We start from the raw sequence: 21,752 nt of genomic DNA, 5'->3' as shown, positions 1-21,752 counted from the left end.
CCCAAAAGTCGATAGGTTAAGCCTTTCCGTCGCAGCCGATCGCGTCTCCCAGGCGTCAATTTCAAAGGTGGACCTATGCTCGCTCTCGCAATTTCTTCCGACAGCCCCAGCCGGCTGAAACTCACCGAAGCCGACGAGCCAAGCTGCAAGGCGAATGAAGCATTGGTGACAGTTCATTCGACATCATTGAATCGTGGCGAGCTGCGCCTGCTCGCCATCCGCCCTGATGGCTGGATACCCGGCCAGGACATCGTCGGCTTTGTCCAACGCGCGGCGGCCGACGGCTCGGGCCCGGCCGCGGGCACGCGCGTCGCGGCCTTGGTCGACCAGGCCGGCTGGGCCGAACATGTCGCCGTTCCGACCGACCGGCTCGCCGTCATACCCGAGGGCGTAAGCTTCGCCTCCGCCRCCACGCTGCCGGTGGCGGGCACGACGGCACTGAGGACCTTGCGCCATGGTGGCGATCTCGCCGGCCAGCGGGTCCTGATCACCGGCGCGAGCGGCGCGGTCGGCCGCTTCCAGATCCAGATCGCCCGCGAGCAAGGCGCTTCGGTGACGGCGATCGCCTCGGCCCGGCACCACGATGATCTTCGCGATCTGGGCRCCGGGCAGGTCGTCGAGTCGATCGAACTGGCGGAGGGGCCGTTTTCGCTGATCACCGAGTCGGTCGGCGGCAAAAGCCTCGCCGACGCGATCGAGCGCGTCGCCCCGGGCGGAACGATCGTCATGTTCGGCTCGAGCAGCGGCGAGCTCACGCCGGTTGGGTTCCGCCAGTTCGTCCCAGGCCACGAGGGCGCGAGGCTGCAGACCTTCGCCTATTACACGTCCGGCTCAGCCATAGGCGCCGACATCGCCTGGCTGCTTGGCTTGGCCGCCGCCGGCAGGCTGGAAACCCGCGTGGCCATGACCGTGCCGTGGACGGACATCGGCCAGGCCCTGGACGCGCTCCGGCAGCGCAGCTTCAGCGGCAAGGCCGTCGTCACCATGGCTTGAAGTTAGACGTGCTGGCCGCCATTGATGTGGATTTCCGAGCCGGTCACGTAGGACGACTGGCCCGAGCACAGGAAGTAGATGATGTCGGCCACTTCCGACGTGGCGCCCAGCCTTCTCAGCGGGATCGTCTCGACTATTCTGTCGGTGCCGGGCGACAGGATCGCCGTGTCGATCTCGCCCGGCGCGATCGCGTTGACGCGGATGCCGTGCGGACCGAAGTCATGCGCCATCTCGCGCGTCAGCGAGCCGAGCGCCGCCTTGGACGTCGCATAGGCCGTGCCGGCGAACGGATGCACGCGGGTCCCGGCGATCGAGGTGACGTTGACGATCGAGCCCTTGGCAGCGGCGAGCTCCTTGAACAGGCCTCTGGCCAGCATGATCGGCGCGAAGAAATTGACCTGGAACACGTCGCGCCAGACATGCATCGGCGTGTCGATCGAGTTCATCCGGCTGCCGTCCTTCAGCTTCGGCGAGATGCCGGCATTGTTGACCAGCGCGTGCAGCTGCCCGCCATGCGCTTCCAATCGGTGGCGGATTTCCGAAATGGCGATGCCGACATCCTCCTGGTCGGCGAGATCGACCTTGATGTGGTCTTCAGGCCCGGCCGGCCACGGGCAGTCCTCGGCAAAGGCCTGGCGCGAGCAGGTGATGACTCGCCAGCCTTCGCGCGAAAAGCGCTTCACCGTCGCATGGCCGATCCCCCGGCTGGCGCCGGTGAGCACGATGGTTTTTCTGCTGTCGGTCTCGGCCATGGTTCTGTCTCCGGCCGGACATGTAGCCGAAGGCGGCAGCCATTGCGAGAGGCGAAGTGCCGCTTCAGCCCCCGCTCAATATGTCGAGGATCGAGGTTCGGTGCTTCTTGGTCGGACCGCCGACATCGCCGGGCGGCACTGGATGCTTGATCGAGGCGGTCGACCCGTTGTCGCTCGGCATGTCAAAGCCGTCCGCATCGACGGTCTGGGCCGGGCGCACCTGACGTGCCGGCGCGGGCGCCTGGGCGGTGGGCGCCGGCTGGCCGACGGCGGCCGGCGGCGCGGGCGGCGGCTGCGAGGCATCCGCCGACGGGATCTCGTCGGGCACGATCGTATCGGACGGCGTCGACTTCCAGGTGCCGGGCAACGGCCTCACCGGCACACCTTCATGCGCGGCCACCATGAATTCGTGCCAGGCCTGCGCCGGCAAGGCGCCGCCGGTGACCTTCTTCATCGGGCTGCCGTCGTCATTGCCGAACCACACGCCGGTGGTGAGATTGGCGGTGTAGCCGACGAACCAGGCGTCGCGCGAGTTCTGGCTGGTGCCAGTCTTGCCGGCCGAGGGCCAGTTGAACGCCGCCTTCTTGGCGGTGCCGACCTCGACGGTGCCGGTCATCATCGAGTTCATCATGCCGACGATATCGGCCTTGATGACGCGCGGCGCGCTACCGGCGCTACCCTCGTAGAGCACCTTGCCGTTTGCTGTCGTGATGCGCTGGATGAAATGGATGTCCGGCTTGTAGCCGCCATTGGCGAAGGGCACATAGGCCGCGGTCAGCTCCAGCGGCGTCACCTCCGAGGTGCCGAGCGCGATCGAGGTGTTGGCCTGCAGATCGGACTGGATGCCCATCCGATGCGCGGCTTCCACCACGGCGTCGGGTCCGACTTCCATGGTGAGCTGTGCCGCCACCGAGTTCAGCGACTTGGCCAAAGCGGTGGCCAGCGTGACCTTGCCGTAATATTTGCCGCCGTAATTGTCGGGCGTCCATTTGCCGATTTTGATCGGCGCGTCGTTGCGGATGCTGTCCGGCGTGCGGCCGGCTTCCAGCGCCGCCATATAGACGAAGGGCTTGAAGGCGGAGCCCGGCTGCCGGCGCGCTTCCGAGGCGCGGTCGAACTGGCTGGTCGAATAGTCATAGCCGCCGACCATGGCGCGCACCGCGCCGGAATCGTCGATCGACACCAGCGCTCCTTGGGTGACGTTGAGCTTCTTGCCGCTCTCGTCGATCAGCCTCCGGATCGACTGTTCGGCAAGCTTTTGCAGGTTGAGGTCGACGGTGGTGTTGATGACGATGTCGCCGCGCACGTCGCCGATGAGGTCGGGGAGTTCGTCCATCACCGTGTCGGCGACGTAGTTTTCCGAGCCGGTCCAATAGGACGGCGCGCGCGTCGCGGGCGCGCTCAGCGCCGTCTTGTATTCCTTGTCGCTGATCTTGCCGGTCTCGCGCATGGCGGCGAGCACAAGCTGCGCCCGCTCCTCGGCCGCCTTCGGGTCGCGCGCCGGCGAAAGCTTGGACGGCGCCTTGAGCAGGCCCGCCAGCAGCGCCGCCTCCGAAAGCGACACGTCGCGCGCGCTCTTGCCGAAATACCRCCGCGAGGCCGCCTCGACGCCATAGGCGCCCGAGYCGAAATAGACCCGGTTGAGGTACATTTCGAGGATCTGGTCCTTGGTATGCTTGTGCTCGAGCCAGAGCGCCAGCAGCACTTCCTGCACCTTGCGCTCCAGGGTGCGGTCCGGCGTCAGGAAGAGGTTCTTCGCCAGTTGCTGCGTCAGCGTCGAACCGCCTTGCGAGAAATGGCCGCCGATGAGGTTGGTGACCATGGCGCGCGACAGGCCGATCGGGTCGATGCCGAAATGCGAATAGAAGCGCCGGTCCTCGATGGCGACCACGGCCTCCGGGATATAGGGCGACATTTCGTGCAGGCCGACGGCCTCGCCGCCCGACGCGCCGCGATTGGCGATAAGCTGCCCATCGACCGAGACGATCTTGATGTTCGGCGCGCGGTCCGGGACCGACCATGTCGTCGCCGCCGGCATCTTGGCGCCGTAATAGACGACGATGCCGGCCGCCGCGATGCCGCCCCAGATGCAGAACACGAAGCACCAGTAGWCAAGCCGCGTGGCGATGCCGAGCAGCCCGCGCCGACTGCGGTCGCGGCCACGTCCGCTACCTCGCGATTTCGCCTTGGCGGACCTGCCCTTCGAAGCGGATTTACGACTGCCCGGCACGACGCGATCCTCCTCGCTGACCGAAAAGCCCTCGGAGGATCTCGCGCGCGGCGATCCCTCGAAGCTCGGTTCGATGCGACTGTCTCTGCGGTTCGCCATACGCTCTTGCTTGCTGCCCCGGTGCCGATGGCGTTCGGGTTGAAGACTAGATGCGGCGGTTTAAAGGCGCGTTAAATTGATGGCCGCCCARCCATTTGAAATTCCTTGCGAATTTCTTAATCCGTTACCGCGCGTTACCGCTGCCGTTACCGCTCTGTTCACGGCGCTTAAGCCGCGCCTCGGCAAAGCGGTCGGCGGCTTCCAACACGGCGCGATCATACTTCTCTGTCGTCTTGGTCCCGGTGTGTCCGGCGACCTTGCTGGTATCGTCCAGCCTGGCGCCCGACGCCCTRCCCTCCGTGATACCGGACGCGCGCAGATCGCGAGCCCACAAGGTCGCCGGCAGGCCCGCCGCTTTGCGGTCCACCGTCCAGCGCTGCGCGAAGATCGAAGCCCGCCATGGCAGGCCGTTTTCTTCCGAAACGATCATTGGGCCAGTGCGCTGCTCAACCGGCCAGTGCTTCAACTCTTCCATCACCATCGGCGCTTTCTGCAGCGAATAGGAAATACTCGCTCCGGAGCTGTCGGCGGTCTTGGACGGCGTGTAGTGAAGCACCATGTCCGCGTCGATGTCTTCCCATCGCAGGCCGAACCATTTCAGATCTCGATCGGCATCAAGGATTTCTGAAATACCACCCATGTCCATCGGCCACCATTGCCCAATTACATCCCAAAGCCGCAAAACCGTCTCGAAGCACAGGGCGTAGGCAAGCGCCGATGATGGCCGGCCGTTCCGGTGGGCTGCGGCACGTGCAGCGATGATCTGTTGTGCCGACGCGGACTGGTTGCGCGGTTTCGGGTGCGGCAACGTCTTGGCGGTCGCGCGCATGACGGCTGCCAGCGTTGAACAGCCTTCTAGTCTCATCATGATCCCGAAGCTCACCGCGGCAAACAGCACTGCGCGCGCCGTGGTGGCGGCGGCGAGGTATCGGCCATTCTCCGACCACACGTCGTGCCAGTCCATGAGATCGACGCCAGTAGTTTGATCGATACGGACGCTGCCGATGTGGCCCTTCAGGTTCTTCAGATAGTGATTGTAAGGCCGGAGCGATCCAGGTCGTAGCTTCCGATAGGTGCTTCGCGGGTGTGTCTCATAGATCATCAGCAGCGACTTGATCGAGCCATCGAACTTCAGCGGATCGGCACGGTAGCCGGTACGCCAGAGAAGCATTTCCGCTTGCAGGGAATCGCACTTCGCCTTCAGCATTTCGGGCTGATCGGCGAGATAATACAGGTTCACCGTTTTCGGGATATAGCCGTTCTTCACATCAGCTTCGTCGGCAATCCAAAACGGCGTCCTGCCGTTGGCGCGCTTAATCCACTTCAGCCCTGGTGCCTTGGTCTGCTCTTCGTCTTCCATTGACTTGCGTCCGCTCTGCCTGGCGCCGCTGCCGGCGACTGGGCGGTGCCAAAATAACCTTCGTAGAAACGGCGTACGAGAGCAACAGGCCGACCGCCATGGAAATCGTCAACCGCCGGGAAGCCCGGCTTGCAAGATAGGGTCGGCAGTCGCTCGCGCATCCACCTTTCCGCATTCTCGCGACCGACAATCGCCTGGGCGATCTGCTGATCGGTAGCGAACAAGGGCAAATCGTCGAGCCGCAGTGGTGTTTCGGCGACCGTTCTCGGACGCATCAATAACTGAGTTTTTTTCATCGCTCATGCCCAGATTGCGACGTGCGATTGCAACGTCAGGGCAAGCATCGTCGAAATTGCTGGAATAGCGCATGGCCGTTGTGTACGCTCCTGTATCCCTTTCTGCTCTGATTTATTCCCCAGCTGAAATGTAGTCCCCGATTTCGCGCCGTGAGACTTATCAGAAGATTCGAGTCAGCTCCATGGAGCTAACTTTTCGTCGTCCGCTCGCTGATCCGACCAATATCTTCCAAGGCTGAGCGGATTTGCGGCCAGGGAAGTTCATCATCATCCTTTGACGGCTGCCCTTCCCTGAGTATGGCATCGAGCTTAGCTACCACTCCGGCAAGGGAACTTTGCTGGCGTTTCTGACAACGCCTTAAGCAACGGCTCCGCGCGATCGGCCGCCTCACTTTCAGCGCGCAACGCGGCAGAATAGCCAATTGCACGATCGAAGGCATCCCATCGCCTTTGATGAGCTAGCAGCTCGGCCTCGACCTTCGCGCCAATTGCTGGATCGACAGAACCTTCGCAAAGCATATCGCGAAGCGAATCCAGTGAATTMAGCGTGACGGTACTACCATCGGCAAGCTCGATCATCACATTCTTCGATTGGTGTCTTTCGAAAACGCTGTCGGCAACAGCTTTTGGCTTCGATCCCGCCATTGCAATTGCCGTTCGCGCAAGTAGGCTCCTGCGGGTGACGGGATGCAGAGTCGTGCTATTGTCGGAATCAGCCATGATCCGAGCTCCCTGAAGCTTAGACGTGGTCAGGCTAGGCGAGGTGCACTAACACCGCGTCTAGCCGAACCCCGGACCAAAGAGGGGCCAAGGGTATCTTTGATACCTTTGGATCATAGAGGAATGATCTAAAGGGATCAAGAAGAATTGGTAACTGCGGCACAGATGCGGGCGGCCCGAGCGTTGATCGGTCTCTCACAAGCGGAGCTTGCCCGTCGGGCTGGCGTCTCTATTCCGACAATAAAGCGCTGCGAGAGCGACAGTGAGCGCACTGCGGTCGTGGCTGCCGAGACCCAAGATAAGATTCGGGCTGTCCTTGAGACAGAGGGGGTAGAATTCACTAATGGCAATCGCCCTGGAGTCAGATTGCTCCGCACCTAACCGGCCAATGATCCATGAACGCGGTGCGGCAAGAAGATCACCGCCCCGATCTCATGCTCCAAGGTCGGGTTGAGCCAGAAGCATTCGTTCCGGTTTGGATCGATGGAAGCAAAAGCCGCCATTGCGCTACTAGTCAAAGGCGGCACCGTCCTGAAAGCGCGTATGGCAAGYCCTTCTCAGAAAAGAGCTTGACAGGCATGATTCGRCATTGGACCCTCCAGGCCGGAATTCCTGAGGGCTACACGCTTCATGGATTGCGCCGCAGGTTTTCACCTAAGCAGTACTCGTCCGCGGTTTTGAACCGTGGGCAAGGCGTGGGCAAAGCCRCTTTTTTCGCAATGAAATCAAAGGTCATGACGACGTGTCCCCGCAGATGACGTACGGGCGGCTCTTTGGCCTTGTGGCAGAGCACAAAATCGGCCCGTACTCCGGAGCATCGTTAGATGGCGCGGGGACACGCTATTGAACCTCGTCCAGGAAGCGGATAGGCGTAAGCGGCCATCGCGTCCGGACTTGAGTGCGCTGTCATTGTGAACGCGGAGGATGTTTCGCTCGCCACCCCGAGGCTCGGTTCCTGTGGCCGGAGTTCGCGCTGGATTCTGTGGRTTCTGACTGACTCCTCAGCTCGCTTGAGACGATAGTTAGCGCCCCTTTAAGTAAAGATGTTGCGTCAAAGGCCGCCAAATATTGYTTTACGTGCCTTCCTCGGGTTGTTTGACCCACTAAGCAGTGGCATAAAAGTGACCGGGCAGCTTGGGGTAAACGCCACAAATGGCACTTTTTCGTTATCTTAATGATGACGCGTTTCTGATCTTTTCACGCAAATTCCGATTCCTCTATGAGGCGGCGTTATTAGATGCCTACGAGCGCTTCTTCTCTCGTGGAGCATCCTTCCCTACGCCTCAGGAAGTCGTCCACGCAATCTACGATCTCATCAAACGAAAGCCTGAGCTTCTTGCCGAGGGCGACGATGTTGGTGAAGGCCTTCCCGACTTAGTGTCAAAGCGCCGTCGGCGGCTGAAGTTTGCAGGCGAGGCGAATGAGGCTGCGGAAACAGYGTTGCGGGTCGCAAGTGTTGCCTACCAGAAGCTGATCCAGACCGGTTGGCTCGAAGAGGAAGAATATGGGCTACGAGTGACCGTAGATATGCCCATGGGGGCAAGCTTGGTCATGCAGCTCCTGTCCAGTCTGAAGTCCGACGTGAGCCAGCGCTTTGGTGGCGTCGTTGTCAACGTCAAACAAAGTCTGGAGCTGGCGGCAAGACTCCAGCCAGGGTCTTCAGGAAAGGACGCCGTGGATGCTGCATATGCCGTGGTGCAGGCGAGAGAACACGCCACCGCCTTTCTCAAGACGCTCAGGGCGATCCTCTCGGACCTGAGGCGGATCCGCCGGACTATTATGGAATCGCGGAGCATGCGCGAGAGGGTAGACGCTTACTTTCAGGAATTCATCGGTGAATTGGTTCTAAAGGACTTCCAAGCCATCCACACTTTCAATCATCCCTTTAGATTCAAGGACCACATCCTTGACCTGGCTCGCGATATCTCTCTCCACCCCGAAATCATGAAGATGATCGCTTCGGGCTATGTCGAGAGCGGAATGGCCGATACCCACGAGGATGGGCTTAGAACAGCAGAGACCGACCTTCTATCGATTCAGGAAGTCTTTGATGGCATCGGCGAGATGTTCGACCGGATCGCCATCTTTCGCCGGCAGCTCGAACAGCGACTCCGCAACACGGTCAAATATGCGGAACAAGGGAGCAGTGGCATTTCGAGCCGGRCCGCATCGCTCATACACCGGCTTCACAAGGTAATGGACCAGCGCCMTACCCTTTCTGAGTTCGCTTGGGTACCCCTCCCGGTCGAGCCGATGCGAACGCCGTGGTCGGAAAGGCACCTCGCGCAGCCGCGGCAACCACGTAAGGCGCTGGAGTCAATGGCGGTCCCACCCAAAGTCCTGGATCCGTTGCTGGCGCTGCGTAAGAAACTCAAGAAGCAGTACATGGRAAGAATCGTTCCAGACGAGAAACAACTACTGCAATGGCTAAATGATAAAGTTCCGCTGGCGGTGACGAAAGAGGCACGTTTCCTGGAGATAGAAGACGTAGACTCATTCATTGCATTCGATGTGATCCGACGGTTTACCAAACCGGGCGAAGTTCCGCCTTCTATCGCGGCGGCGTTTGAGATCGTGGATGACTCTCAGGGACATCAGCATGATAGCGAGTGGATAAAGTGCGGTAACTTCCTCATCCGGAGACGGGTTGCCATGGCTGGAGGCGTGGATGCTGACTGAGTTCGAGGAGGTCGAGGCCCGATACGGCGGGGACAAGGGTGCCGACCTTCGGAAAGCTTGCCGATACCTCCTCCGTCATCAATTCGTCTATTCGGGCGATCGGGGTGTGGCGACCGTCTATGATGTAATTATGGATAGTCGCTTCAGAAAAGTGATCGACAATTTCTTTGATTGCATTGGCTACCGCGTCCACCGCGAGCAAGACGAACAGTGGGCGGGGATTGTGCTTGATGATGAGGAGATGTCGTCAACACCAAAAATGAGGGCTGACGAGACTATCGTGCTTCTGGTGGCAGCGGCTCATTGGCAGGACGAAGCGAACCAGGGCAACGTTGAAGAGCGTGCGACGGTCTTGACCACATTTAACGCCCTCTACGAGAAATACAGGGAAATGGCCGAAAGGGGCACAAAGATGCTTGTGTCCCAGTCGAGGTTCCAAGACGTTCTTGAGGATCTTGCTTCGCGCAACCTGATCTGGCTCGGAGAGTTCGATCGTGTCCTTCAGGATCGGGAGGTGGTGGTCCGGCCGATAATCAAGCTTGTTTCCGGATCCRACGCGTTGAGGCGCATTGAGGAGCAGGTTGCGCTGGAAGACTATGAACCCCGCCAGCTCGGTCCCGTCGAGGAAAAATTGCAATGATGGAACTCGTGCATCTCACGCTGGTGAATTGGCATTCGTTCACTGTCGAAGATATTCCGGTTAGCGGCCACGTCGGTGTCCTTGGTGAAAACGCGTCGGRCAAATCAACAATCCTGGACATGATCCAGGTGGTGCTCACCGGCGCCAGCGGACGCTACATGAACCTCAATCCAGTCGCTGGTGAGAGTCGTCGCAGAAGCGGTCCGAGGCGCACAGTACAGGGGTACTGCCTCGGTGCCCGTGGAGAGGGCGATTTTCGGCGCGAAGCCTGCCTTACCTATGTGGCCATTAGTTTTCGAGACGCCGATGGAGTGAAGCCCGACTTGACGGTAGGCCTCGCCATGGAGGCAAGGAAGACACAGCCAGCCGAAACCATACTCGGCCGTTTCGTCGTCCGCGGCAAAATATTGACAACAGCCAATTTCTTACGTGAGCGGGAAGGAAGGCAAGAATTCGCGCAATGGGAGGAAGTAAGGCAATCGCTGGAAAGGGAATGCGGTAACGGTTTCGTAAACCATCGCGACAGCGCCAGGGACCACATCCGGGAATATATGCGTGACTTGGTTCCACGATCGGCGCCGACTTCCGGAAACGCCGCCGCGCTTGCAAAGGCGATTGTGAACGGTATGACGCTTAATCAGGGCCTGTCCGCAACAGACTTCGTCAGGAACTATATCCTCGAGGAGTCTCCGATGAAGGTCGGTGAGCTACGAGAGTCGTTGAAGACTTACCGACAAGTCAACCAGACTATCAAGAACATGCGGGAGCGTGCGAAGCGGCTGAAAGTGGTCAAGGCGCGAGCGGAAGATTTTAGAAACTTCCTCAATGAACACGTCGAGGAGGACTGGATCAGTCGCAAGGCGAGGTACCTCGCGGCCTCGGCGGCGATGCGGGCACTCGAAGAAGAGGTCAAGGAAGCCGAGGCATCTCTTCTGGCCGAGAGGGAGGAAATTAACGACCTGACCACTTCGATCAACGAAGCGAACCAGGATGTGCACCGCATCATCAAGCAGATCGAAGCGATCAAAGCCAAGGTGGGCATTGACGATCTTAACAAGATGGCCGAAAGCCACTCCTTTTCCGCCGCAGATTGCCTCAAACGGATCTCTGAACGAGTGAAGCATATGCAGCGGATCGCCGCCGCGGCCGAAGTACTCGGAAAGGGTGAATCAAGCTCCCGCGAATTGGCCGCTCACGCGTCCGCGGCGGCCGAGGCGGTCAAGCGTGGGAACACGGAAGCCACGGCAGTGATCGAACAAGCGTTCCTGGCGTCGCTCCCCGTCACCGCCGAGAGAATTGGCAGGGCGCGCAGTGAGACGGAAGCCGCTTTGCATACCAAGAACGAGGAGGTCGACAAGCTGTCTCGGTCTATCGAGGCCGCCGCTTCCGGTTCACGGGATTCTCACCTCGGCGACCATACCCGCGAGTTGATGAGGCTCCTTCGCATGGCCGGGATGGCTCCGAGAGCGCTTTGCGACATCATTGACCTTATCGACAAGGATTGGGGACAAGCGGCTGAAGGTCTTCTTGGTCGAGATAGGGAAGCGATCTTCGTCGATCGCGACCACATCCACACGGCAACGACGATCCTGAGAGAAAACAGGCGGGATCTACGCCAGGCTTCCCTGGTCAGCCTAAACAAGCTCGAGCGATACAAAGATCCGGTCGAGTCAGGTTGGTTCCCTTCGCTCTTCAGGTCCGATGACCAAGACGCAGTCGCCTTCATGCAGCGCAGATATGGCAATGTGCGGCTAGCCCGCACCATGGAAGAGTTTAACCAACCCGGCCGCGCCCTCATGGCTGACGGCCTTTACGATGATGGGCTGTTACGGGGGACCCGCCTGGAGGAAGCCTTCCGCCTTAAGATYGGTAAGGCGGCGCAGGAGCAACTTTTCCTGGAGCAGAAAAGGCGGTTGGAGGTTCTGCGGGAGGAAATCGAAACCCTGTCCCAGCGCAGGCGCATCCTTTCCGAGGTTGACCGCAGCGTTGCCCTTGTGACTTCGCCTGCGGACGGCGAGACGGTGGCAGGCCTGCTTGAACGAGCGCAACAGCAGGAGAGGCTGGCAGGAGAGGCTCGATCCAGGCTGGAGGCGGTCGATCAAGGCGACCTGAAACGCCTATATGAGCTTGAAGAGAAGAAGAAGGTCCAACAGGCCTATGTCGACGCCAGAAATGTCGAGCTCAACTCAATCCAGAAGAGGCAGGGAGCTTACCAGAAACAAGCTGAAACCGCGAGAAAGACGCTCACGGGCCTTACCAACCAAGAGGGTTCGCGCCATTTGCGGAATCTCGCCCGCCGCATGTTCCAATATAGCTGGCGCTTGACGGCCGCTGTGYCAGCTAACCGCAGATACCGGGAGAGGATCGCGGGTAAACAAATCCCAAGTGATCCATCCGCCCATTACGAAGCACTGGCCGGGATCCATCGTGCGATTGGGCAGCGCGCGGAGGATCGCTCCAAGCAGGCAAAAGATAGAATGATGGAGGCCGACAGGAATGTGCGCGCCGCCATGAGGAGCTATTTTGACGTAGCTCCCATAAGCTCGGAGGTGGGAGCAGAAAGCGACATCCTGAAGAACATCCTGCCCTGGGTGGAGGCCACGCTACGCGATATCGAAGAGAACGAGCTCACGCGGCATGAAGCACTGGCAGCTGAAGCTTCCGAGCGAGTCTCATCTATCTTTCGCGGCGAGTTCGTCAACTCTCTCCACTCACGCATCTCCAAACTGAAGAGAGATATCGACTCGCTGAACCATAGTCTCCGCAATCACACATTCCACGGCGAGCGATATTCGTTCAGCAGGACGCAAGTGGCTCAGTACGCGCCGATCTTGAAAGCGGTCGAGATCTACGTGACTTCCGAGGATGCRCTGGATCTTCTGTTCAAGGGTGAGATACCCGAAGGCTCCCCCCACAAACCCGTGCTCGACGAGGTGAAGCRCATCCTTGAGGATCCCGATACCGACTTCGACAGTTTTGAGGACTATCGGAGCTTTTTCGTTTTCGAAATTCACATGGAGAACCTCGATACCGGACACAAGACACGCTGGGAAACTCGCCGTGGCACTGGTTCCGGAGCCGAGCAACAAGTCCCGCTTTACGTTGCCATCGGTGCCTCGCTGGCCTCCGTTTATGGGACCGCCGAAGGAAGATCGGGATCGCAACTTGGAATGGCACTTGCCGTCTTCGATGAAGCCTTTGCCAAGCTGGACGRCAAGAACCAGCGGCAAATGATGAGCTTCTATGAGAGCCTAGGCCTGCAGGTGATCGTGGCTGCGCCACCCGAGCGGCGGCCCTCACTGCTCGGCTATATGCATGCCATTGTTGAGGTCGACAACATTGGCAATGGGCAATCGGAGACGACAGTAGTCCAAGTCAAGGAAAAAGCTCGCAAGGAGCTGCAACGGATCAACCCCGAACTCATGGATGATGAAGCGCTGCGTAGGATGGCAGCCGAGTGAAATTCACCGATCCGATTGCACTTCTTTCTTATCTGCTGGATAGGCACGAAGACGGTCGGGCAGGCGCACGTGCTTATCCGGACAGCGGCGCCTTTTCAAATATCGGAGAGGCTGACCGTTTCCGGAAGAAGCTGGAAGAGGCAAGCCGGGCGGGTGCAATCGAGCTTCGAATGGAGATGGGGCGCCGGCGAGCCGGCGAAATCAAGTTCGTGCGCATCGCCGACGTGGCGAGGCTCTACTGTTTCGTCGAACGAAAACCTTCCAGCGAGCGCTCGGCGTCAGCGCTCGAGGATCTATTTCGTCGAGCTGAGCTGGCTGTCCCGTTCGCTGAGCATGCGCGGGAAGCTGCTGAAGCCTGGTCCAGAAATCGGCGGTGGGCGGGAATTGCTCCCGGCGACATAGGTTCGCTCGAGCGTGCGCTACTCCTCGCGCAAGCGATATACAGACGGCAACACTTAGGACTCGACTATCGCACTTTCTCCAGAAGGGCCGTTTCCGATAGCAAAGCATTGGAACGGCTGGAGGCAGCCGTCGCAAAGGTCCTTCGAGGTGTTGGCGCGAACATCCCGGAGGGCGCCACGCCCCGCGAAGCACTCGGTGCACTTGGGCTGGAAAAGGTGCCTCCTCCCCTCCTCCTTTCAGGACCGATCACTTTTGGAGCGTCCCAGCCTGACGTATCCTTCCTTGGCGTCCCCGCAGAAGCAATCAACACCGTCGGCTTCAGCCGCACCCCGGAATACGTCCTCGTAGTAGAGAACTACACGAGCTTCGTCAGGCACGTGACTGAGGCAGATCCGGACCGCCGAGGACTGGTCATCTACGGCGGCGGCTATCCGTCGACGGGAGTTCAGAAGGCATTAGGCTTGATCGCCGGTCGCTTTCCCGACGACATACCCTTTTACCACTGGTCCGACATCGATCCCGATGGCATCTGGATCTTCCTGACAGTTGAGAGAGCATTCGGCCRCAGACTACTCCCGCACCTCATGACCGTCGACTTGGCCGAAAAGCACGGTAGTAAGCCAGATCAAAAGGCAAGCAGAGTAGCCAGGGCTGAAGGATCGGTCCTCTTTGATTTGATCGCGTACCTTGCAAAGCCTGATGCAAAACACTTAGAGCAGGAAGAACTCGATCCTATTATTCCACGCCTACACCAGAGCGAGTGGCAAGCCTCGTGATGCAAACCAATTTTTGTCCTCGCCCAGTTGATCGGCATAGCTGGCGAAGGCGCTCCGCTTCCAAAACTGACCATCGCGCGGGTCGTCCGAAGTCCGAAGACCTGAAGGGGCAGGTGAACTGGCGGTACTGGTTTGCTGGTGCGGTCGAGACATACCTACAAACTGTAAGGCGTTTCGCTAGCGGGGATATCTGGTCGTAATTGAAGGCTGTACGAGACTTCGGATATTTGCGTGACTGTTGACGAACAGCCAACCCTTCGGGTGTCACAAATGGTCAAACAGCAACAGTCTTCTGAGTTCGACAAACCGGAGGATACCACAAATCGCCAGCAGAGCCTGTTTCCGACTTTGCCCCACATTGCGGCGAGTAGGGTAATGCGAACCATACGCCGGCCGCAGCTGAGAGAGATCGTTCCGCTGTCCGACACGACAATCTATGAGATGGAGCAACGCGGCGAATTCCCGCGCCGCTTCAATCTCAGCCCCCGCTGTGTTGTCTGGGACTTGGAAGAAGTCGAAGCTTGGATCGAAGAGCGGCGGAATGCGTCAAATGCGGGAAAAAGCGAGAGCCGGCCAGCTCCCAACGTAAGACTACGAAAGACCCGACCGGTCAAATCGGATCGAGCGTAATCGCTGCTCCCGTAGGCGGCTGAAGTGCAGGCGTGTGCTTCTTGCCTGCCGTCCACGAGTCGACCATATCAGCCCACTCCTGCAGCATATGACGACGCTGCAACTCATATTCAGCCCTATTGTAGACGCCCCGCGATGAGCGGCCGTCTTCGTKGGCAAGACATTTTTCAATCCAGTCGCGATTGAACCCGATTTCGTTCAAGAGTGTAGACCCGGTACGCCGGAGATCGTGCACCGTGAAGGGCGCAAGTGGAAGATCTTGCTTCCTTGCCCGCTCGACAATCGCTGCAGTCACGCGATTGAAGGTCGCGCGTGACATTGTTTCATCGGCATCGTAGCGAGACGGCAGCACGTACCGCGAATTAGCCGCGCAAGTTTTAAGCGCTATCATGATGTCGAGCGATTGCCGTGACAAGTACACATTATGCGGCTTCTTCCGCWTCATGCGTTCTTTTGGTATATTCCAGACGGCGTTCTCGAAATCGACCTCCTCCCACGTTGCGTCGAGCAGTTCACCCTTGCGGACCATCGTGAGCAAGATAAGCTTTAGGCCAAGCCGAATGGTCGGCAGCGTTGGCACATTCTCCAACTCTTTCAGCATGATCCGGATCTCTGCGGGCGACAGTGCCCTATCTTTCGCCTCGAACGTGGCTATCGAGGCCGGCCCCACTTCGTCCGCAGGATTGCTAATCTTTTTGCCATGCAGAATGGCGTGACCATAGATCTGCTTAACGATATCCCGGATATGAATGGCTGTTGCAGGCGCGCCGCGCTCCTTCACCCTCACGCAGAGTGCCCGCAGGTCGTCAGCTGTAATCTCGGTTAGGAGCCTTTTCTGCCAAATCGGCAAAATGTCTCGATCGAAAATCGCTTTCCGCATCGAACGGGTGCTCTCCGCCATCTTTGCGTCCTTGAACCAGCGTCTACTTGCATCGCCGAACGTCGCCGTGGCTGGCAGCCGATGCTTTTCGCGCTGCTTTTCCTGCGCGGGGGACTTTCCGGCCGCTACCATCTTCCGCGCTGAGAGGCAGCGGTCGCGCGCCTCCGCCAGCGTGATACCTCCCTCACCGTAGCGGCCCAGCGTCAGGGTCTCTCGCCGGCCATTCATCCGGTAGTCATACCGAAATGCAATCTGCCCCGTTGGAGAAACCATCGCGTACATACCGTCACGATCGGAAACCTTGTATTTTTTCTCCTTTGGTTTCAGCTTCTTAAGTGCAATGTCGGTTAACATGGCCCCACAAAAAATTGGGAAACACAAATCGATCTAACGCCAATTTTACCGTCAAAAATTTTACCGTCAACCTTTGTTGGTAATCCTTATATTTCAAAGGCTTGTCTGGAAAAGTTAGAATGACCTAGAAATTCGGCGACATGACGGTATGGGCGGAAAGAGGGAGGGCGGAAAAGAACGTACCGTCAGATTTACCGTCAGATGCTTCCGCTTAGGGGCGATAGTTGGCGATAGAGCCTAAAAGGAAAATTGATTTACTTCAGAGGTTTACGGAGCTTGCCTAGATAGCCACCGAAAGTCAGAGAACGACGCCGCCTCATTCCCACTCGATTGTGCCGGGCGGCTTCGACGTCACGTCGTAGACCACGCGGTTGATGCCCTTGACCTCGTTGATGATGCGCGTGGCGGCTGCGCCGAGGAAGGCCATGTCGTAGTGGTAGAAATCGGCCGTCATGCCGTCGACGGACGTCACGGCGCGCAGCGCGCAGACGAATTCATAGGTGCGGCCGTCGCCCATGACGCCCACTGTCTGCACCGGCAAAAGCACCGCGAAGGCCTGCCAGATGGCGTCGTAGAGGCCGGCCTTGCGGATCTCGTCGAGATAGATGGCGTCGGCCTCGCGCAGGATCTYCAGCTTCTCGCGGGTGATGCCGCCCGGGCAGCGAATGGCAAGGCCGGGACCCGGGAAGGGATGGCGGCCGATGAAGCTCTCGGGCAGGCCGAGTTCCTTGCCCAGCGCCCTCACCTCGTCCTTGAACAATTCGCGCAGCGGCTCGACCAGCTTCATGTTCATGCGCTCGGGCAGGCCGCCGACATTGTGGTGCGACTTGATCGTCACCGACGGGCCGCCGGAGAAGGAGACGCTCTCGATCACGTCGGGATAGAGCGTGCCCTGGGCCAGGAAATCGGCGCCGCCGAGCTTYTTCGCCTCTTCCTCGAACACCTCGATGAACAGCCGGCCGATGGTCTTGCGCTTCTTTTCGGGATCGGCCTCGCCTTCCAGCGCCGAGATGAAGCGGTCGGAGGCGTCGACCAGGATCAGCGGCAGGTTGTAGTGCTGGCGGAACATCTCCACCACGCCTTGCGCCTCGTCCTTGCGCATCAGACCGTGGTCGACGAGGATGCAGGTCAACTGCTCACCGACCGCCTCGTGGATGAGGAGCGCCGMGACCGAGGAGTCGACGCCGCCCGAGAGCGCGCAGATGACCTTGCCCTTGCCGACCTGCTTGCGGATCGTCTCGACCGCGTGCTCGCGATAGGCGCGCATCGTCCAGTCGCCCTCGATACCGGCGATGTTGTGGACGAAGTTGCGGAGCAGCCTGGCGCCGTCCGGCGTGTGCACCACCTCGGGGTGGAACATGATGCCGTACATCTTGCGCTCGATATCGCCGAAGATGGCGAAGGGCGAGCTTTCCGACTTGCCGAGCACCTTGAAGCCCGGCGGCAGTTCGATGACACGATCGCCATGGCTCATCCATACCTGATGGCGCTGGYCGGGCGCCCAGAGGCCTTCGAACAGCGGACTGTCCTTCTCGATCTCGACGAAGGCGCGGCCGAACTCGCGATGGTTGGAGCTCTCGGCGATGCCGCCCATCTGCACGCAGAGTGCCATCTGGCCGTAGCAGATGCCGAGCACCGGYACGCCGGCGTCGAAGACGATCTGCGGCGCGCGCGGGCTGCCGATCTCGGTGGTCGAGRCCGGGCCGCCCGACAGGATCACCGCTTTCGGCTTGATGCGCTTGAAGGCCGCTTCGGCCGATTGGAACGGCACGATCTCGGAAAAGACGCCGGCCTCGCGGATGCGGCGGGCGATGAGCTGCGTGAACTGGCTGCCGAAATCGACAATCAGGACGGTGTCGGGATGATTGGCTGTCGTCGTCATGGCGAGCCTTTAGAGAAAGAAACGAGTCGGCGCAATGGGTCGCGAGGTCGCGCCACTCACTTCGATTCCGCAGTTTCGTCTCGGGAATGGGTGGCCTTTTCCGGCTCATCGCCCCGCCCTGCGTCGAGTGCGCGCAAAGCTTCCATAAGCGCCGCGAACCGCCGCTCACCGATACGGTCGATGTAACCGCGCTCGATCTCAAGCTTGATACGATCGCCGTCGCGCAAGGCATCCAGACCCTTTGACGTATAGCGCACGAGCTTGYCGCGCCCGTCTCGCGGGTCGGGAAGCCGTTCCAATACACCTTCCGCCTCGAGTCCGTCGAGCAATTGCTGAACCGCCTGTTTGGACGTGGCCGCGCGCTMGATCAATGCCGACTGGCGCGTGYCGTTGCGGGGGATATGGCCAAGCAACCCGGCGCGCGCTTCGCTGAACCAGGCGTGTCCGGCTGCACGCATGGCGGCGGCGAATTCCGTCTGCCAGGCGCGACTCGCCTGCCACAATCGCCAACCGACATGATCGGKCAGCGGTTCGGATTTTTCGTCAAGCTCCTTGACCATTTGACTCAAACTCCATATAGTCAAGATACTTGACGATATTCCTGCCGTCGAGGCATTTCGCAACGCGAACCCATGGATGGGAACAATGACGATACTGAACAGGGACGCGCTGGCCATTATCATGGCCGGCACCACGCATGTCATCGACATGGGGGGCAAGAACGCCTTCATTTATTATGAAACCGATGATCGGGCGCACATGCTCTTGCCGGACGGCACACGCTACCACGGTGTCTGGACACTGCTCGACGACGGCTACGAGGTTGAATGGACAGACGGTCCCACCGGTTCCTGGAAACTCGACCACACACCGGGGGCGATCGACTATGTGGATGCAACCGGCGCTGCTCGCGGACGCATTTCACGCATCGATTTCGGGGATCCGCAACGCCTTTCCGCTTGATCCGATCGGCGGTCAACCGCCAAGCAGGCCGCCGCCGATCGCCTGCTCCAGCAAGCCAACGGCCGCAGCGAGCTTCTCATCGATCACGTGCAGATATTCCGTCCAGTCGTTGACGTGCCTGAGATCGGCCGCGCCGTCGGAAATGCCGCGCAGCCCGATCAGCGGCACGCCGAAGAGCTGAGAGGCGCGCAGGCAGGCGAAGGTCTCCATGTCGACCATGTCGGCGTCGATCGCGTCATAGGCGGCGCCGGAAATGATCGCGCCGCCGGTCGAGAGCGAGGCGGTCCTGAGGCCCGGGATGACGAAAGGCAGCGGCACCGCCACCGGCAGGTCGAGGAAAGGGGTCGCCCCCTTCTCGAAGCCGAGCGGCGAAGCGTCCATGTCGCGATAGCTCACCGACACGGCCTGGTAGATTTCGGCCTGCTCCAGCTTGCGGCTGCCGGCCGAGCCCAACGAGACGATCAGGTCCGGCAGCGCCCCCTCGGCCTTCAATGCCGCGAGTTCGGCGCCCAGCCGCACACCTGCCTCGACCGGACCGACACCGGTCATCAGCGGCGTGAACAGGTTTTTGAGGTGCGGGCCGTATTCGGCCTCCACCGCCATGACGAAGAGAACGGATTTTCCCGACAGGCGCGACACTTCGACAGTCATGAAGCTTTATCCCTATTTGCTACGACGACAAGAAAGGGACAACGTGCCCTTGCCGCCTTCCGGCCCTTYGCCATGATTCCGGGCGTTCTTTGCTCGGGAAGCCCATCGGGGGCGTTTGCCCGCTGCGCGGACGGTTTCTTATCCTTCAATCCCGTCGCGGCCAACCACCGTCATCATGGTGCCGGTCATGGTGGCGATCAGCTTGGCCTCGCCGTCGGCGGCAAAGGCATAGGCCTGCCCGTCGGCGACGATGATGGTGCGGCCGGGTTTTGTCACCGAGCCGCGGAACAGGAAGCGCTCGCCCCTGCCCGGCGCGAGCAGGTTCACCTTGAACTCGATGGTCAGCACGCCCGAATTCTCCGGCATCAGCGAGAATGCGGCATAGCCGCAGGCGGAGTCCAGCGCCGTGGAGATGACGCCGGCATGCAGGAAACCGTGCTGCTGCGTGAGCGCGGCCGAGTAAGGCATCTCGATCTCGATGATACCCGGCGTCACCACCGTCAACTCGGCGCCGATCGTCGCCATCGCCTTCTGCCGGGCGAAGGAGGCCCTGACGCGTTCCTCGAAATCGGGAGCGGGCACGATCTTGGCTGCCATGGAGCTTCGCCTCCTATTTGCTGGCGAAGCTTATTGCAGAGGCAGACAGGACAGGCAATCTCTTATGTTGCAGCGCAGCAAAAGCCCCGCGTCCTCAATCAGCCCTGCGCAAGGCGTGAAAATAGAAGCCGTCCGTGCCGCTCAGCGCCGGCGACAGCGAGATGCCGCCGGTATCGGCGATGCGCGCCGCCCCTTCGTGGCCGGGGAAGCGGCTGTCCCAGAGCTGGCGGTGATCGACCGGCGCGAAGCCTTCGTGGCGTTCGCGGAACGCCGCGACCTGCTCGCCGTTCTCGGCATCGAACACCGAACAGGTGATGTAGACCAGCAGGCCGCCCGGCTTGACGAAGGCTTGCGCGGTGTCGAGGATTGCCTGCTGCTCTCCCTTTCGGGTGTCGAGCTGCCTTTCCGTCAATCGCCATTTGGCGTCAGGCCGCCGCCGCCAGGTGCCGCTGCCGGTGCAGGGAGCGTCGATCAGCACGAGGTCCATATGCCCGGTGAGCGGCGCAAGCTCCGCGGGCTTGCTGACGACCTGGACGTTGCGGTTGTGCGACCGGCGGATCCGCTCGAAAATGGGCGCCAGCCGCACCTTTTCCGCGTCATGGGCGAAGAGTTGGCCTCGATTGTCCATCTCGGCCGACAGTGCCAGCGTTTTGCCGCCGGCGCCGGCGCAATAGTCGAGCACCTGCATGCCGGGCGCGGCGCCGGCAAGCGCCGCGGCAAGCTGCGAGCCCTCGTCTTRCACTTCGAACCAGCCTTTCTGGAAGGCGGGCTCGGCCTGCACGTTCGGATGCCTGCCGTCGCCGTCGATCGGCGGGATGCGGATGCCGTTCGGTGCGATCGCCGCGGGCGCGGCACCCGTGCCCTGTAGCTCGGCCAGCACCTTGGCGCGATCGGCCTGGAGCGTGTTGACCCTGAGATCCAACGGCGGGCGCTGGGCAAGCGCAGCACCCTCCTCGACCCAGGCGTCGCCATAGGCTTGCTCGAGCAAAGGCGCGCACCAGTCCGGGATATCGGCGCGCACCGCATCGGGCGCGTCGCCAAGCCCGCGCTCGGCGGCCGCCTTCAACTCTGACGCGCTGAGCAGCGGCGGCGCGAATTTGTCGCCGTCCAGCGCATCGTTGAGCGACTGCGCCGTCTGCCCCCACTCCAACAGAAGCGCGCCGAAGCCGATGGCGCGCGGTGTCTCCTCGCCGAACAGCCAGCCGGCCGAGCGTCTGCGGCGCAGCGCGTCATAGACGATGTTGCCGATCGCCGCGCGATCGCCGCCGCCGGCGAAGCGATGCGACAGACCCCAATCGCGCAAGGCATCGGCCACCGGCCGGTGGCGCCGGCCGATGTCTTCCAGAACCTCTATGGCCGCCGCCAGCCTTCCRCCCAGTCGCATCCC

Annotated in this window: 19 protein-coding genes; 8 read left to right on the top strand and 11 right to left on the bottom strand. The window is 60.6% G+C overall.

Annotated elements, in window-relative coordinates; translation table 11 throughout:
* Nucleotides 1–75: 75 nt before the first annotated feature.
* Nucleotides 76–993, top strand: coding sequence for a zinc-binding dehydrogenase (locus LCM4576_RS14370; protein WP_071032670.1), 918 nt, complete (start codon nucleotides 76–78; stop codon nucleotides 991–993).
* A gap of 2 nt (nucleotides 994–995) precedes the next feature.
* Here the strand turns inward: LCM4576_RS14370 and LCM4576_RS14365 are convergent, their stop codons facing one another.
* The 5 genes from LCM4576_RS14365 to LCM4576_RS36305 form a co-directional block, all read right to left on the bottom strand.
* Entirely contained in the window at nucleotides 996–1,745 is a 750-nt protein-coding gene (locus tag LCM4576_RS14365) for an SDR family NAD(P)-dependent oxidoreductase (RefSeq protein ID WP_040990340.1), read from the bottom strand.
* A 64-nt stretch (nucleotides 1,746–1,809) separates the two neighbouring features.
* The gene (locus LCM4576_RS14360; protein WP_071032669.1) at nucleotides 1,810–4,074 is read right to left on the bottom strand and encodes a transglycosylase domain-containing protein; all 2,265 of its coding nucleotides are present in this window, start codon (nucleotides 4,072–4,074) and stop codon (nucleotides 1,810–1,812) included.
* A 124-nt stretch (nucleotides 4,075–4,198) separates the two neighbouring features.
* A complete protein-coding gene (locus tag LCM4576_RS14355) occupies nucleotides 4,199–5,434 on the bottom strand; it encodes a hypothetical protein (RefSeq protein WP_040973896.1) in 1,236 nt (411 codons plus the stop codon).
* Nucleotides 5,398–5,730, bottom strand: a complete 333-nt coding sequence (locus LCM4576_RS34840; protein ID WP_244510802.1) for a hypothetical protein — start codon at nucleotides 5,728–5,730, stop codon at nucleotides 5,398–5,400. Before LCM4576_RS34840 ends, LCM4576_RS14355 begins: the two co-directional genes overlap by 37 nt.
* 309 nt (nucleotides 5,731–6,039) lie before the next feature.
* Nucleotides 6,040–6,450 carry a hypothetical protein gene (locus LCM4576_RS36305; protein WP_131614276.1) on the bottom strand — a complete coding sequence of 137 codons (411 nt, stop codon included), beginning with the start codon at nucleotides 6,448–6,450 and terminating at the stop codon, nucleotides 6,040–6,042.
* Between the two features lie 165 nt (nucleotides 6,451–6,615).
* On the opposite strand from LCM4576_RS36305, the gene LCM4576_RS37525 reads away from it, so the two are divergent.
* The 6 genes from LCM4576_RS37525 (at nucleotide 6,616) to LCM4576_RS34830 (ending at nucleotide 15,038) form a co-directional block, all read left to right on the top strand.
* On the top strand, nucleotides 6,616–6,831 hold the full coding sequence (locus LCM4576_RS37525; RefSeq protein WP_050070783.1) for a helix-turn-helix transcriptional regulator: 216 nt from the start codon (nucleotides 6,616–6,618) through the stop codon (nucleotides 6,829–6,831).
* 771 nt (nucleotides 6,832–7,602) lie between these two features.
* A complete protein-coding gene (locus LCM4576_RS14350) occupies nucleotides 7,603–9,129 on the top strand; it encodes a Wadjet anti-phage system protein JetA family protein (RefSeq protein WP_071032668.1) in 1,527 nt (508 codons plus the stop codon).
* Entirely contained in the window at nucleotides 9,119–9,769 is a 651-nt protein-coding gene (locus LCM4576_RS14345; RefSeq protein WP_071032667.1) for a DUF4194 domain-containing protein, read from the top strand. The genes LCM4576_RS14350 and LCM4576_RS14345 overlap by 11 nt, the downstream gene beginning before the upstream one ends.
* Nucleotides 9,766–13,230, top strand: coding sequence for an SbcC/MukB-like Walker B domain-containing protein (locus LCM4576_RS14340; protein WP_071032666.1), 3,465 nt, complete (start codon nucleotides 9,766–9,768; stop codon nucleotides 13,228–13,230). The genes LCM4576_RS14345 and LCM4576_RS14340 overlap by 4 nt, the downstream gene beginning before the upstream one ends.
* A complete protein-coding gene (locus tag LCM4576_RS14335) occupies nucleotides 13,227–14,408 on the top strand; it encodes a Wadjet anti-phage system protein JetD domain-containing protein (protein WP_071032665.1) in 1,182 nt (393 codons plus the stop codon). The genes LCM4576_RS14340 and LCM4576_RS14335 overlap by 4 nt, the downstream gene beginning before the upstream one ends.
* A 270-nt stretch (nucleotides 14,409–14,678) precedes the next feature.
* Entirely contained in the window at nucleotides 14,679–15,038 is a 360-nt protein-coding gene (locus LCM4576_RS34830) for a helix-turn-helix transcriptional regulator (protein WP_407067381.1), read from the top strand.
* Here the strand turns inward: LCM4576_RS34830 and LCM4576_RS14330 are convergent.
* From LCM4576_RS14330 to LCM4576_RS14320, 3 genes are all read right to left on the bottom strand, one after another.
* Nucleotides 15,019–16,272, bottom strand: coding sequence for a site-specific integrase (locus LCM4576_RS14330; protein WP_071032664.1), 1,254 nt, complete (start codon nucleotides 16,270–16,272; stop codon nucleotides 15,019–15,021). The genes LCM4576_RS34830 and LCM4576_RS14330 overlap by 20 nt on opposite strands.
* A 316-nt stretch (nucleotides 16,273–16,588) precedes the next feature.
* Nucleotides 16,589–18,154 (bottom strand): glutamine-hydrolyzing GMP synthase, encoded by a 1,566-nt coding sequence (guaA, locus tag LCM4576_RS14325; protein WP_071032663.1) that lies wholly within the window; start codon nucleotides 18,152–18,154, stop codon nucleotides 16,589–16,591.
* Nucleotides 18,155–18,210: 56 nt separating this feature from the next.
* Nucleotides 18,211–18,714 carry a MarR family winged helix-turn-helix transcriptional regulator gene (locus LCM4576_RS14320; RefSeq protein WP_071032662.1) on the bottom strand — a complete coding sequence of 168 codons (504 nt, stop codon included), beginning with the start codon at nucleotides 18,712–18,714 and terminating at the stop codon, nucleotides 18,211–18,213.
* Between the two features lie 85 nt (nucleotides 18,715–18,799).
* Here LCM4576_RS14320 and LCM4576_RS14315 point away from each other — a divergent pair, with 85 nt between their 5' ends.
* Entirely contained in the window at nucleotides 18,800–19,117 is a 318-nt protein-coding gene (locus tag LCM4576_RS14315; RefSeq protein WP_040990711.1) for a hypothetical protein, read from the top strand.
* Nucleotides 19,118–19,129: 12 nt separating this feature from the next.
* Here LCM4576_RS14315 and LCM4576_RS14310 read toward each other — a convergent pair whose 3' ends face one another.
* The 3 genes from LCM4576_RS14310 to LCM4576_RS14300 form a co-directional block, all read right to left on the bottom strand.
* Nucleotides 19,130–19,768: a 5'-methylthioadenosine/S-adenosylhomocysteine nucleosidase gene (locus LCM4576_RS14310; RefSeq protein ID WP_071032661.1), complete on the bottom strand. Its 639-nt coding sequence runs from the start codon at nucleotides 19,766–19,768 to the stop codon at nucleotides 19,130–19,132.
* Nucleotides 19,769–19,906: 138 nt separating this feature from the next.
* On the bottom strand, nucleotides 19,907–20,365 hold the full coding sequence (locus LCM4576_RS14305) for a PaaI family thioesterase (RefSeq protein WP_040990706.1): 459 nt from the start codon (nucleotides 20,363–20,365) through the stop codon (nucleotides 19,907–19,909).
* Between the two features lie 94 nt (nucleotides 20,366–20,459).
* Nucleotides 20,460–21,749 carry an RsmB/NOP family class I SAM-dependent RNA methyltransferase gene (locus LCM4576_RS14300; RefSeq protein ID WP_071032660.1) on the bottom strand — a complete coding sequence of 430 codons (1,290 nt, stop codon included), beginning with the start codon at nucleotides 21,747–21,749 and terminating at the stop codon, nucleotides 20,460–20,462.
* Nucleotides 21,750–21,752: the final 3 nt, after the last annotated feature.

It is taken from the genome of Mesorhizobium sp. LCM 4576 (assembly GCF_001854815.1).
Lineage (GTDB): Bacteria > Pseudomonadota > Alphaproteobacteria > Rhizobiales > Rhizobiaceae > Mesorhizobium > Mesorhizobium plurifarium.
The sequence above is the reverse complement of the archived record's forward strand: the minus strand, read 5'-3'. Positions and strand labels throughout refer to the sequence as shown.

Excerpts from the sequence above, each read along its gene's own strand:
- LCM4576_RS14365 (WP_040990340.1), bottom strand. The coding sequence starts at position 1,745 with ATGGCCGAGACCGACAGCAGAAAAACCATCGTGCTCACCGGCGCCAGC.
- LCM4576_RS34840 (WP_244510802.1), bottom strand. The coding sequence starts at position 5,730 with ATGAAAAAAACTCAGTTATTGATGCGTCCGAGAACGGTCGCCGAAACA.
- LCM4576_RS37525 (WP_050070783.1), top strand. The coding sequence starts at position 6,616 with ATGCGGGCGGCCCGAGCGTTGATCGGTCTCTCACAAGCGGAGCTTGCC.
- LCM4576_RS34830 (WP_407067381.1), top strand. The coding sequence starts at position 14,679 with ATGGTCAAACAGCAACAGTCTTCTGAGTTCGACAAACCGGAGGATACC.
- LCM4576_RS14315 (WP_040990711.1), top strand. The coding sequence starts at position 18,800 with ATGACGATACTGAACAGGGACGCGCTGGCCATTATCATGGCCGGCACC.
- LCM4576_RS14310 (WP_071032661.1), bottom strand. The coding sequence starts at position 19,768 with ATGACTGTCGAAGTGTCGCGCCTGTCGGGAAAATCCGTTCTCTTCGTC.
- LCM4576_RS14305 (WP_040990706.1), bottom strand. The coding sequence starts at position 20,365 with ATGGCAGCCAAGATCGTGCCCGCTCCCGATTTCGAGGAACGCGTCAGG.